This is a genomic window from Microbacterium ulmi (assembly GCF_011759705.1).
Lineage (GTDB): Bacteria > Actinomycetota > Actinomycetes > Actinomycetales > Microbacteriaceae > Microbacterium > Microbacterium ulmi.
In genome coordinates, this window is the sequence record NZ_JAAOZF010000001.1 from 171,417 (window position 1) to 183,735 (window position 12,319).

Annotated in this window: 10 protein-coding genes; 5 read left to right on the forward strand and 5 right to left on the reverse strand. The window is 72.6% G+C overall.

The genetic code is table 11. The features are described 5' to 3' along the window. Positions 1–93 precede the first annotated feature (93 nt). From hutI to hutH, 3 genes are read right to left on the reverse strand one after another with little or no spacing between them, the layout of a single operon-like run. On the reverse strand, positions 94–1,323 hold the full coding sequence (gene hutI, locus FHS08_RS00830; protein WP_167034599.1) for an imidazolonepropionase: 1,230 nt from the start codon (positions 1,321–1,323) through the stop codon (positions 94–96). Continuing rightward, positions 1,320–3,062, reverse strand: coding sequence for a urocanate hydratase (gene hutU, locus FHS08_RS00835; RefSeq protein WP_167034601.1), 1,743 nt, complete (start codon positions 3,060–3,062; stop codon positions 1,320–1,322). The genes hutI and hutU overlap by 4 nt, the downstream gene beginning before the upstream one ends. Further along, complete coding sequence (gene hutH / locus FHS08_RS00840; RefSeq protein ID WP_167034603.1) at positions 3,059–4,618, reverse strand: histidine ammonia-lyase; 1,560 nt, start codon at positions 4,616–4,618, stop codon at positions 3,059–3,061. The genes hutU and hutH overlap by 4 nt, the downstream gene beginning before the upstream one ends. 52 nt (positions 4,619–4,670) lie before the next feature. Here hutH and FHS08_RS00845 point away from each other — a divergent pair, with 52 nt between their 5' ends. From FHS08_RS00845 to FHS08_RS00865, 5 genes are all read left to right on the forward strand, one after another. Next, on the forward strand, positions 4,671–5,465 hold the full coding sequence (locus FHS08_RS00845) for an IclR family transcriptional regulator (RefSeq protein WP_341800277.1): 795 nt from the start codon (positions 4,671–4,673) through the stop codon (positions 5,463–5,465). A 144-nt stretch (positions 5,466–5,609) separates the two neighbouring features. After that, the gene (locus tag FHS08_RS00850) at positions 5,610–6,866 is read left to right on the forward strand and encodes a sugar ABC transporter substrate-binding protein (RefSeq protein WP_167034605.1); all 1,257 of its coding nucleotides are present in this window, start codon (positions 5,610–5,612) and stop codon (positions 6,864–6,866) included. A gap of 1 nt (position 6,867) precedes the next feature. Beyond that, positions 6,868–8,013, forward strand: coding sequence for a carbohydrate ABC transporter permease (locus FHS08_RS00855; protein WP_167034607.1), 1,146 nt, complete (start codon positions 6,868–6,870; stop codon positions 8,011–8,013). Beyond that, complete coding sequence (locus FHS08_RS00860; RefSeq protein ID WP_167034609.1) at positions 8,010–8,912, forward strand: carbohydrate ABC transporter permease; 903 nt, start codon at positions 8,010–8,012, stop codon at positions 8,910–8,912. Before FHS08_RS00855 ends, FHS08_RS00860 begins: the two co-directional genes overlap by 4 nt. Beyond that, positions 8,909–10,816: a glycogen debranching N-terminal domain-containing protein gene (locus tag FHS08_RS00865; RefSeq protein ID WP_167034611.1), complete on the forward strand. Its 1,908-nt coding sequence runs from the start codon at positions 8,909–8,911 to the stop codon at positions 10,814–10,816. The genes FHS08_RS00860 and FHS08_RS00865 overlap by 4 nt, the downstream gene beginning before the upstream one ends. Before the next feature lie 60 nt (positions 10,817–10,876). Here FHS08_RS00865 and FHS08_RS00870 read toward each other — a convergent pair whose 3' ends face one another. Both FHS08_RS00870 and FHS08_RS00875 read right to left on the reverse strand, forming a co-directional pair. Next, positions 10,877–11,353, reverse strand: coding sequence for a YbaK/EbsC family protein (locus tag FHS08_RS00870; RefSeq protein ID WP_167034613.1), 477 nt, complete (start codon positions 11,351–11,353; stop codon positions 10,877–10,879). 34 nt (positions 11,354–11,387) lie between these two features. Continuing rightward, complete coding sequence (locus FHS08_RS00875) at positions 11,388–12,185, reverse strand: methyltransferase domain-containing protein (RefSeq protein ID WP_167034615.1); 798 nt, start codon at positions 12,183–12,185, stop codon at positions 11,388–11,390. Positions 12,186–12,319: the final 134 nt, after the last annotated feature.

A 12,319-nucleotide genomic window follows, 5' to 3' on the forward strand; every position in this document is an offset into this window, starting at 1 on the left:
CCGGCACCCGACGGCGAGCGTCGGGACAGTGAGCACCCGAGCGGTCAACGCCCTGCGTGACGCAGCCGGACTGCCGGGAGCCGGCCGTGGGCATCAGAGCCTGGCGCCGTCCTTCCAGACCGTCCGCACGAGCGGCACGCCCGGCCGGTAGGCCAGGTGCACGCGCGTCGGCGCGTCCAGCAGCACGAGATCTGCGCGCTTCCCCGGCGCGATGACGCCGACGTCGTCGCGGCGCAGCGCCGTCGCGCCGCCCGCCGTCGCGGCCCACACGGCCTCGGCAGGGGTCATGCGCATCTCGCGCACGGCGAGCGCGATCATGAGCGGCATCGAGCTCGTGAAGCTCGAGCCCGGATTGCAGTCGCTCGCGAGCGCGACCGTGACGCCCGCGTCGAGCAGCCGCCGGGCATCGGGGTACGGCTGCCGCGTCGAGAACTCGACGCCCGGCAGCAGCGTCGCGACGGTGCCGCCGCCCGCGAGGGCTGCGACATCCTCGTCCGACAGATACGTGCAGTGGTCGACGGATGCCGCGCCCAGCGCGACGGCGATCCGCACGCCCTCGCCCGGGCCGAGCTGGCTGGCGTGCACGCGCGGGGCGAGGCCGTGCGCGATGCCGGCGGCGAGAATGCGCGCGGACTCGTCGGGCGTGAAGGCGCCGCGCTCGCAGAACACGTCGACCCAGCGGCTGTGCGGCGCGCAGGCCCGCAGCATCTCTCCTGCGACGAGCTCGACGTAGTCCTCGCGCCGGTCGGCGTACTCGGCGGGGACGACATGCGCCCCGAGGAACGTGACCTCCGGCGTGACCTCCGCGGCGAGGCGTGCGAGCCGCTCCTCGTCCTGCACGGTCAGCCCGTATCCCGTCTTGACCTCGAACGTCGTCGTGCCCTGCGCGTGCAGCTCGGCGACGAGCCCGCGCAGGCGGCGACGCAGCTCGTCGTCGCTCGCCGCACGCGTCGCGGCGACCGTGCGCCGTATTCCCCCCGCGGCATACGGTGTTCCCGACATGCGCGCCTCGAACTCGTCCGCGCGGTCTCCGCCGAAGACGAGGTGGGTGTGCGAGTCGACGAAGCCCGGGATCACGGCACGACCGCCGGCATCCACCACCTCGTCCACCCGGGCCGGGAGACCACCCCGCGCGCGAGGCATCCCGCCGTGCAGCGGGTCTCGCGGGCGACGTGGCCTCTCGGCGTCGCGGGCCGCGCCGACCCACGCGATCCGGCCGCCCTCGATGAGCACCGCGGCATCCGTCGTCGTCCCGCACGGATCTGCGGGAGCCGCGACGTTCGTCGTCAGCTCGCCGATGTTCGTGATGAGAGTCGCTCTCACGCCGTCGGCTCCGCCGGCATGGGCACCGTCAGGCCGCGCTCGCGGGCGACCTCCCGCGCGCGTGCGTAGCCCGCGTCGACGTGCCGCATGACCCCCGTGCCGGGGTCGTTCACGAGCACCCGCTCGAGCTTCTCGGCGGCGAGCGCCGTTCCGTCGGCCACGGTGACCTGCCCCGCGTGGATCGAACGGCCGATTCCGACGCCCCCGCCGTGGTGGATCGACACCCACGACGCGCCCGAGGCCGTGTTGAGCAGGGCGTTGAGCAGGGGCCAGTCGGCGATCGCGTCGGAGCCGTCGGCCATCGCCTCCGTCTCCCGGTAGGGCGAGGCGACGGAGCCGGCGTCGAGGTGGTCGCGGCCGATCACGATCGGACCGGCGAGCTCGCCTGAGGCCACCATCTCGTTGAACCTGAGCCCCGCGAGGTGCCGCTCCTGATAGCCGAGCCAGCAGATGCGGGCGGGAAGCCCCTCGAAGCGCACCTTCTCGGCGGCCTTCCCGAGCCAGCGGTGCAGGGCCTTGTCCTCGGGGAAGAGCTCCATGACGGCACGGTCGGTCTTCGCGATGTCCGCTGGGTCGCCCGACAGTGCGACCCAGCGGAACGGTCCCTTCCCCTCGGCGAAGAGCGGCCGGATGTAGGCAGGCACGAAGCCGGGGAACGCGAACGCGCGCTCGAATCCGCCGAGCTGCGCCTCACGCCGGATGGAGTTCCCGTAGTCGAAGACGGCGGCTCCGGCATCCTGGAATCCCACCATCGCGGCGACCTGCTTCGCCATGCTCCCGCGGGCGCGCGCTGCGAAGGCCTCAGGATCGCGTGCGGACTCGGCTCTCCAGCTCTCGAACGGGATGCCGACCGGCAGGTATGCGAGCGGGTCGTGCGCGCTCGTCTGGTCTGTGACGACGTCGATCGGGACGCCGCGCAGGAGGAGGTCGGGGAACACTTCGGCGGCGTTGCCGACGATCCCCACGGAGAGTGCCTCGCCGGCGTCCTTGGCGGCGAGGACGCGTGACACGGCCGCGTCGAGGTCGGTCGTGTACTCGTCGAGGTAGCCGTGCTCGGCGCGGCGCGCGAGCCGGGACTCGTCGACGTCGACGACGAGCACCGCCCCGCCGTTCATCGTCACGGCGAGGGGCTGCGCGCCGCCCATGCCGCCGCATCCGCCCGTCAGCGTCAGGGTGCCCGCGAGCGAGTCGCGGGCGAGGGATGCCGCGACCGCCGCGAACGTCTCGTACGTGCCCTGGAGGATCCCCTGCGTGCCGATGTAGATCCACGAGCCCGCCGTCATCTGCCCGTACATCGTGAGGCCGAGCGCCTCGAGCCGGCGGAACTCGGGCCACGTCGCCCAGTCGCCGACGAGGTTCGAGTTCGCGATGAGGACCCGCGGAGCCCACTCATGCGTGCGGAACACGCCGACGGGCTTGCCGGACTGAATGAGCAGCGTCTCGTCGGGCTCGAGCTCGTCGAGCGCGCGCACGATCGCGTCGAAGGCCTCCCACGACCGCGCGGCCCGGCCCGTGCCCCCGTACACGACGAGGTCCTCCGGATGCTCCGCGACCTCGGGGTCGAGGTTGTTCATGAGCATGCGCTTGGCGGCTTCGGCGCCCCAGCTCTTGGCCGTCCTGTGGCCGCCGCGCGGTGCGCGGACCGGTCCTCGGAGGATGGACGCGCGGGTCGCGTCCCTCGGATCCGGGACGCCCGCGCCCTCGGCCGCCCGGCCCCCGCCGCCTCGCCCGTCGGTCATCGCGCGTGCCCCTTCGCGAGGGCAGGGGCCGCGGCATCCGCGATCGCACCCGACCTGACGAGCTCTGCGACGGCCTCGATCTCGGGCGAGACGAACCTGTCGGGGCCGGGGCCGCCCGCGACGGAGCGCACGAGATCGCGCACGGCGCCTGTCGCCCTGCCCGGCAGCAGGGGCGCACGCAGATCCAGCGCGCGGGACGCCGTCAGCACCTCGATCGCGAGCACGCGCGCGAGCCCGTCGATCGCGCGGCGCAGCTTGCGCCCCGCCGCCCAGCCCATCGACACGTGGTCCTCCTGCATCGCCGACGACGGGATCGAGTCGACGGATGCCGGCACGGCGAGGCGCTTGAGCTCGGAGACGATGCCGGCGGCTGCGTACTGCGCGATCATGAGCCCCGAGTCGACACCCGGCTCGTGCGCGAGGAACGGCGCCAGCCCGTGGCTGCGAGCGGGGTCGAGCGCGCGATCGGTGCGCCGCTCCGAGATCGACGCGACATCGGCGACCGCGATCGCGAGGAAGTCGAGCACGTACCCGACGGGCGCGCCGTGGAAGTTGCCGTTGGACTGCACGCGCCCGTCGACCGTGACGACGGGGTTGTCGATCGCGGCCGCGAGCTCGCGCTCGGCGATGAGGCCCGCGTGAGCGGCCGTGTCGCGCGCTGCGCCGTGCACCTGCGGCGCGCACCGCAGCGAGTACGCATCCTGCACGCGGCCGTCCTCCGGACCCTTGTGCGACGCGACGATGGGCGAGTCCCCGAGCAGCGCCCGCAGGTTCGCGGCCGAGGCCGCCTGCCCGAGGTGCGGCCGGAGCGCCATGAGGTCGGCCGCGAACACCGCATCCGTGCCGAGCTGGCTCTCGATCGACATCGCGGCCGCGACATCGGCCGTGTCCAGGAGCACCGAGAGGTCGTCGAGGGCGAGCAGCAGCATCCCGAGCATGCCGTCGGTGCCGTTGACGAGGGCGAGTCCCTCCTTCTCCTCGAGCACGAGGGGGGCGATGGATGCCGCGGCGAGCGCGTCGGAGGCCGCCATCTCCACGCCGCCGACGCGCACCGGGCCTTCGCCCATCGCAGCGAGTGCGACGTGCGACAGCGGCGCGAGGTCGCCCGAGCAGCCGAGCGACCCGTACTCGCGCACGATCGGCGTGATGCCGGCGTCGAGCATCGCGGCATAGGTCTCCACGACGACGGGCCGCACGCCCGTGCGCCCCGTCGCGAGCGTCTGCAGCCGCAGCAGGGCGAGCGCCCGGACGACCTCGCGCTCGACCTCGGCTCCCGTCCCCGCCGCATGCGAACGGATGAGGCTCGCCTGCAGCTGACGCCGCCGATCGGGCGCGATGAACGTCGTCGCGAGCGCGCCGAAGCCCGTCGAGACGCCGTAGTGCGGATGCGGATCGTCTGCGAGCGCCTCGATGAGCGCGCGGGATGCCGCGACCCGCTCGAGCGCGTCGGGGTCGAGAGCCACCCGGGCATCGCGGCGCGCGACGGCGACGACGTCGTGTGGGAGCAGCGGCGCCGCGCCGACGGTGACGGCGGTGGCGGAGGTCGCGGCGGGCATGGTCCGATTCCACTCCCCCTGCGGCCCGCGAGACAGGGGGTCGTGGCATCCTGTGTCTGTGATCCCAGACGACTCGCGACGACCGCAGGTGCCCGCGGCCGATCAGACCCTGCGGATCCTCGCGCACCTCGCCCGACAGCGCGGACCCGTCGCGGCCCGCATGATCGCCGACGCGCTCGGCATCCCGCGCTCGACCGTCTACCACCTGCTCGCGACGCTCGAGCAGCACGGGTTCGTCGTGCACCTCGACGCCGAGCGGCGCTGGGGACTGGGGGTCGCCGCGTTCGAGCTCGGCGGCGGATACGCGCGCCAGGCTCCGCTCGCCCGCATCGGCCGGGCCCTCGTCGCCCACCTCGCCGACCGCGCGGGCGAGAGCGCGCATCTCGCCGTCATGAGCGGCTCAGACGTCCTCTACATCGTGGAGGAGCGCGCGGCGCGTCGCCCCGCGCTCGTGACCGACGTCGGGGTGCGCCTTCCCGCCCACCTCACCGCGACGGGGCGCGCGATGCTCGCAGCGCTCCCCCGCGAGCAGGTGCGGGCCCTGTATCCGGATGCCGCGGCCTTCGCCGACCGCACGGGCCGCGGTCCGCGCCGCCCGGGCGAGCTGCGGGAGCTCCTGCGGGCCGTGCGGGCACTGGGCCACGCGACCGAGGACGGCGAGGTCACTCTCGGCATGCGCTCCGTGGGGGTCGCGGTGCGCGACCCGGCGGGCTGGCCCGCGGCCGGGATCGCGGTCACCTGGCCGGCGGAGGCCGGGCGCGATCCCGGAGAGCTCGCCGCGTTCGCGGCCGACGCCGCCGCCGAGCTCGGGCGCCGGCTCTACGGCGTGCGCGACGCACGTCGCTGAGACCCGATACCGGCTCTGACCGGCCGTTCGCAAGTCCCGTTGACACGTCCTCGGGGCAGACATATGTTGCAGGCACGGACGTGAGAGATCGAATTCGTGCATCGGCGGACCCTCGCCGGCAAGCGCACACCGAAGGAGATTGACATGAATCGGAGCACAGCAGCGCGGCTGGCCGGACTCGGTGCCGTCACCGCGAGCGCAGCACTCGTCCTGTCCGGATGCGGGTCCGGATTCGACGACGGCGGCGGCGGGGGCGACGGCGGGCTGACGAGCTCGGACGACGCCCTCACGGTCATGATCGGGTCGAGCGGCGAGGCCGAGACGGCCGCGGTCGAGGATGCCGTCGCGGCGTGGGCGGCCGACTCGGGAACCGACGCGAGCGTCGTCGCGGCCACCAACCTGAACCAGCAGCTCGCGCAGGGCTTCGCGGGCGGATCGCCGCCGGACGTCTTCTACCTGAGCCCCGACTTCATGGCGGGGTTCATCGCGAGCGGGGCGATCCAGCCGTACGGCGACCTGCTGGAGAACAAGGACGACTTCTATCCGTCGCTCGTGGCGAACTTCACGGTGGACGGCACGTTCTACTGTGCGCCGAAGGACTTCTCGACCCTCGCCCTCATCATCAACACGTCGCTGTGGGAGGCCGCGGGACTGACGGACGACGACATCCCGACGACCTGGGACGAGCTCGACGCCGTCGCGGCCACGCTGACGACGGGGGGCGCCGTCGGGCTCGGCTTCGGCCCCGAGTACCAGCGCGTCGGCACGTTCATGGCGCAGAACGGCGGCCGGCTGGTCTCGGAGGACGGCACGGAGGCCGTCGCCGACTCGACCGAGAACGCCGAAGCGCTCGACCACGTCAAGCAGCATCTGACCGACGGCACCTTCGCCTTCGCGACCGACCTCGGCGCGGGCTGGGGCGGCGAGGCGTTCGGAAAGCAGTTGGCCGCGATGGTCATCGAGGGCAACTGGATCACCGGCGCGATGTCGGCGGACTACCCCGACGTGGGCTACACCGTCGCCGAGCTGCCTGCGGGCCCCGCGGGACAGGGCACGCTGCAGTTCACGAACTGCTGGGGCATGGCCGCCGACAGCCCCAACCAGACCGCCGCGCTCGATCTCATCGAGTTCCTGACGAGCACGGAGCAGCAGCTCGCCTTCTCCGAGGCGTTCGGACCCATGCCGTCGATCCAGTCCGCGGCGGACGAGTGGGAGTCCGACAACCCCGACCTCGTCGCGTTCCTGCGCGGCGCCGACTACGCGATCGGCATCCCGACCAACGAAGGCGTCAACGACGTCATCGCCGACTTCAACTCGCAGCTGCAGGGTCTGAAGACGGCCGATCCGTCGGCGATCCTGAGCTCGGTCCAGACCAACCTCGAAGCCGTGGTCGGCGGCTGAGATGACCACGACCGCCGAGGCGCCCGCGAGAGGTCGCGGGCAGCCCGGATCCCCACGCCCCCGCGGCACGGGGATCCGGGGCCGGGAGGGTCTCGCCGGTTGGGTCTTCGTGACGCCGGTCATCGTCATCCTCGGCGTCTTCCTGCTCTTGCCCGTGGTCATGGCGCTGTGGGTGAGCTTCTCCGACTGGCGCGGCCGCGGCAGCCCCCTGTCGGGCGACGTGAGCTTCGTCGGGCTCGACAACTACCGCGCGGTGACGGTCGACGGCGGCCTGCCGACGCGCGACTTCGGGCTCTCGCTGCGCAACAACGGGTGGTACGTGGTGCTCGTCGTGCCCCTCCAGACGATCCTGGCCCTGTCCCTCGCGCTGCTCGTGAGCCGTGCCGCGACACGGGCCGTCGGCTTCTTCCGCACCGCCTTCTACTTCCCATCCATCACGAGCAGCGTCGCCATCACGGTGCTGTGGATGTTCCTGTTCAACGTCAACGGGGTCGTCAACGCCGTGCTCTCGTGGTTCAGCGTCAACGGCCCGAACTGGTTCCGCGATCCGCGCGGGCTCGTCCACATCGCCCTCGGCGCGACGGGTGCGAACGCCGGGCCCGACTGGATGACCCAGAACCGCTTCCTCGGCGTGACGTGGTGGGAATGGTCCGCAGGCCCGTCGGTCGCGATGTTCGCCTTCATCCTCATGGCGGTCTTCACGACGAGCGGCACGTTCATGCTGCTGTTCCTCGCAGCGCTGCAGAACATCGGCGTCGAGCTCGGCGAGGCGGGCATGGTGGACGGGGCGAACGCGTGGCAGCGGTTCTGGCACATCACGCTTCCGCAGCTGCGGCCGACGCTGTTCACGGTCCTGACGCTGGGGCTGATCTCCACGTGGCAGGTGTTCGACATGATCTTCGTGGGCAGCCAGGGGGACCCCGTCAAGACGACGCTCACGCCCGCGTTCCTGTCGTATCAGGCGGCGTTCGAGAATCAGCGGTGGGGCATCGGCGCCGCCATCTCGTTCATCCTGTTCCTCATCATCATCGCCTTCACGGCCTTCCAGCGCTGGGTGCTGCGCGAGCGCCCCGTCTCGAAGCGACGCGCCCGGCTCTACCAGGTGTCTCCGAAGACCGCCGTGCCGCCCGTGGGAGACGCGAGATGACCGCGCCGGCGACGCTCGACGAGGCCGCCGTCCTGGTCGAGCCTCCCCTGCGGGCGAAGCGTCGGATGCCGCCGGCGCGCGTCCTCTCCCAGGCGCTCTTCTACGTGGTGCTCGTGGTCCTCGCGGCCATCTACATCTATCCGTTCCTCGTGCAGGTCTCGACGTCGTTCAAGACGGATGCCGAGGCGACCCAGAGTCCCCTCAACCTCATCCCGAACTACTTCACGACGGCGGCCTACGAGCGCCTGTTCACGCGCAGCGACTACCCCGTCTGGTTCATGAACTCGACGATCGTCACGATCTGCGTGACGATCGGCCGCGTGTTCTTCGTCTCGCTCGCCGGCTACGCCCTCGCACGCCTGCACTTCCGGGGCCGCGCCGTCATCTTCGCGCTCGTCGTCGCGGTGATGTCGGTGCCGGGCGTCATCCTGCTCATCCCGCGCTTCCTCGTGCTCAACCAGATCGGGATCTTCGACACGTACGCGGGCATGATCCTCCCGCTCCTCGTCGACGCGGCGGGCGTGTTCATCATGAAGAACTTCTTCGAGTCGATCCCCGTCGAGGTCGAGGAGGCGGCCCGCATCGACGGCGCCGGCACGTTCCGCACGTTCTGGTCGGTCGTGCTCCCCATGGCCCGACCGGCGCTCGTGACGATCCTGATCCTGTCGTTCCAGGGATCGTGGAACGAGCTGAACCACTTCATCGTGTCGACGCAGTCGCCGGGGCTCACGACCCTCACGAAGGGCGTCGCGGGCCTCGCAGCGGGCGGACTCGGCCAGGGCAACCAGTTCCCGCTGCAGATGGCCGCCGCCGCGATCATGACGGTCCCCGTCGCCGTGCTGTTCTTCATCTTCCAGAGGCGCATCATGAACACGAGCGAAGGGGCGGTCAAGGGATGACGGAGGGCCTGCAGCCTTTCCTCTCCGACGCCGTCATCGTGCTGCGGGCGCCGACGCAGGTCTGGTCGGGCCGCGACGGCGACTTCGGCGACGGGGCCATCGACGGGATCTACCACGGCGACACGAGGTTCGTGCACGAGTCCCGGCTCGTGTACGCGGCGGCCGGCTCGGGGGCCTGGCTGCGTCCGGAGACGATCTCCGTCGCGACGCACAGCGCGTCGCGCGTCGTCTTCACGAGCCTCCTGCGGGGGGTCGACGACGCATCGACCGATCCGAAGGTGCGCCTCGAACGAGATCGCACGGTCGAGGACGGGCTCGTCCGGGAGCGGCTCACGGTGCGCTCGCACGCCGACGCCGATCTCGAGGGCACGATCAGGTTCACGTTCGTCCCCGAGTTCGCGCCGCTGCAGGAGGTGAAGGCGGGAACTGTGGCGCCGCGCATGCCCGTCGTCGAGGTCGAGCACGACGTCGTGCGCGTCGCATGCCCCGCGGCCGCGTTCACACTGTCGGCGCCGCACGCGACGATCGACGTCGACGACGGGACCGACTGCGTCACGGTCGCGTGGGAGCTCGACTGCGCGCCCGACGAGGAGCAGACGCTGGAGTGGTGGCTGCGCCTCGACGATCCGGGGCTGGTCGTGGCAGGCACGACGAGCACGGCGCGATGGCCGGCCGGCACGACGGGGGGACAGCCTGCTCTCGACCCCCGGCTCCGTCGGTGGATCGCGCGCGCGCTGTCCGACCTCGATGCCCTGCGGCTCACGCTTCCCGGCAGCCCGGACGAGTTCCTCGCGGCGGGCACGCCGTGGTTCCTGACCCTGTTCGGACGGGACTCGCTGTGGGCGGCGCGGCTCCTCCTGCCCGTCGACGTCGGGATCTCGGCATCCACGCTGCGCGTCCTCGCGAGCCTGCAGGGCACGCGGAAGGACGTCGCGGCGGCGGCCGACCCGGGCAAGATCCTTCACGAGCTGCGCTCGGGCGAACTGGAGATCCCCGGCGAGGGCGTCTCGCTCCCGCCCGTCTACTACGGGAGCGTCGACGCGACGCCGCTGTGGGTGTGCACCCTGGCGGATGCCGCCGCCGCAGGCATGCCCGACGACGAGGTGCGCGCACTCCTGCCGAACCTGCGCGCCGCGCTGGACTGGATCCTCGCCTGCGGCGGCCCCGACGGCTTCCTCGACTACCACGACGAGTCCGGTCACGGGCTGTCGAACCAGGGGTGGAAGGACTCGGGCGACTCGATCCAGTGGCGCGACGGGTCGCTCGCGCAGGGGCCGATCGCGCTGTGCGAAGTGCAGGGCTATGCGTACGAGGCGGCCCTGAGCGGCGCGGCGCTGCTGGATCGCTTCGGCGAAGGAGGAGGCGACGAGGTCCGGGCGTGGGCCGCGGGTCTGCGCGAGCGCTTCGCGGAGCGCTTCTGGATCACGACGGACGAGGGGCGCTACCCCGCCGTCGCCCTCGACCGCGACGGCCGGCCCGTCGACACGCTCACGAGCAACCCGGGCCACCTGCTGGGCACCGGCCTGCTCGATCCCGCCGGCGAGGCCGCCGTCGCGGAGCTGCTCGTGGGTCCGTCCATGTCGTCGGGATTCGGCCTGCGGACGATGTCGACCGCGGCGGCCGGATACTGGCCGCTCAGCTATCACGGCGGGAGCGTGTGGGCGCACGACACGGCGATCGTGGCGCGCGGCATGGCGCGTGCGGGATGCCGCGATCAGGCGCTCACGCTCGTCGAGGGACTGCTCACCGCCGCGGAGGCGTTCGACTTCCGCGTTCCCGAGCTGCACTCCGGCGATGGCATCGACGTCACGCCCGTCCCCGTGCCGTATCCCGCCGCGTGCCGCCCGCAGGCGTGGTCGGCTGCCGCCGCGATCGCGTGCCTGGACATCGTGCGAGACCGCTGAGCGACAGCGACCCGCGCTCCGGCGCCCACCAGCGTGCCCGTCGGCCCGCGCGTCGTCGCCTCAGTCGACCTTGACGACGGCTCCGTCCGTGAGCCGCACGAGCTCGTCGAACGTGAGCGGGAAGACCGTGTGCGGCGTGCCGCCCGCAGCCCAGATCCGGGGGTAGGCGGCCAGAGCCTCGTCGACGAGCGTCGTGAGCGGCGCAGGATGCCCCGTCGGCGCGACGCCGCCGATCGCCTGACCCGTCGCCTCGCGCACCTGGTCGGGTGTCGCACGCGCGATCCGCTCGCGGCCGACGCGCTGCGCGAGCGCCGCCGTGTCGACGCGGTGCGCGCCGCTCGTCATGACCAGGAGCGGCTCGCCGTCGGACCAGAACACGAGGCTGTTCGCGATCGCCCCGACGTCGACTCCGAGAGCGGCAGCCGCGAGGGGCGCCGTGGAGGCGGCATCCGGGAGCACGACGATCTCGCCGGCGATCCCCGCGGCGCGGAGAGCGTCGTGGACGACTCGGCTGCGGGCCGGAAGGTGCGCGGTCATCCCCTCAGCCTACGGTCGCGCCCGGCGCACCCGCTCAGCCGTGCGCGAGGACTTCGCCGTGCGGCACGAGGATCCAGCCGTCTTCCGCGGCCGTCCATTCGCGCCAGCCGTCGGCGATGCGCTGCAGCGCCGCGTCATCGGCGCCGAGGGCGCGCGCGTGCCTCGCGAACGCCGAGTGCAGGACCCGGTCGGCCCACATCCCGCCCCACCACGCGCGGTCGCCGGGAGACTCGAACAGCCACACGGATGCCGACGGCTCGACCTCGGCGAATCCTGCCGCGCGCGCCCACGCCTTGAGCACGCGGCCGGCGGCAGGCTCGCCCGTGACGCTGCGGTGCACGCGCAGGTACAGGCCGAGCCATTCGTCGAGCGCGGGTACTCGCGGATGCCAGATGACGCCTTCGTAGTCGACGTCGCGCACAGCCACGACCCCGCCGGGGGCGAGCACGCGCCGGAACTCGCGCAGCGCGTCGACGGGTCGCGCGAGGTGCTGCAGCACCTGGTGGGCGTGCACGACGTCGAACGCGCCGTCGGGCGCGTCGAGCGCGTAGGCGTCGTCGACGGCGAACGTCAGGTTCGGGATGCCGCGCTCGGCCGCGAGCGCCGCGGCCTTCGCGACGACGTCGTGGGCGGCGTCGACTCCCCGCACCTCGCCCGGCGCGACGAGCCGCGCGAGGTCGATCGTGATCGTCCCGGGGCCGGCGCCGACGTCGAGAACCCGCAGGCCGGGCCGCAGGCGCGGGAGGAGGTAGGCCGCCGAGTTCTCCGCCGTGCGCCACTCATGCGAGCGCAGGACCGAGTCGTGGTGACCGTGCGTGTACGCCTCTGCCATCCGCCCAGCCTAGGGGCGCACGGCACCCGGGCCGCGCCGACGCCTCGTCGGCGACCGCACCTGGCATGCCCGACACCGGCAGGCCCGAGCACCGTCGACGCGAGACGTGCATTGTGCTGAGCGGACGGCATCGC

Bases quoted from the DNA above. Each gene is read 5' to 3' on its own strand.
- hutU (WP_167034601.1), bottom strand. From the start codon at position 3,062: ATGACCGACGGGCGAGGCGGCGGGGGCCGGGCGGCCGAGGGCGCGGGC.
- hutH (WP_167034603.1), bottom strand. From the start codon at position 4,618: ATGCCCGCCGCGACCTCCGCCACCGCCGTCACCGTCGGCGCGGCGCCG.
- FHS08_RS00850 (WP_167034605.1), top strand. From the start codon at position 5,610: ATGAATCGGAGCACAGCAGCGCGGCTGGCCGGACTCGGTGCCGTCACC.
- FHS08_RS00855 (WP_167034607.1), top strand. From the start codon at position 6,868: ATGACCACGACCGCCGAGGCGCCCGCGAGAGGTCGCGGGCAGCCCGGA.
- FHS08_RS00860 (WP_167034609.1), top strand. From the start codon at position 8,010: ATGACCGCGCCGGCGACGCTCGACGAGGCCGCCGTCCTGGTCGAGCCT.
- FHS08_RS00865 (WP_167034611.1), top strand. From the start codon at position 8,909: ATGACGGAGGGCCTGCAGCCTTTCCTCTCCGACGCCGTCATCGTGCTG.
- FHS08_RS00870 (WP_167034613.1), bottom strand. From the start codon at position 11,353: ATGACCGCGCACCTTCCGGCCCGCAGCCGAGTCGTCCACGACGCTCTC.
- FHS08_RS00875 (WP_167034615.1), bottom strand. From the start codon at position 12,185: ATGGCAGAGGCGTACACGCACGGTCACCACGACTCGGTCCTGCGCTCG.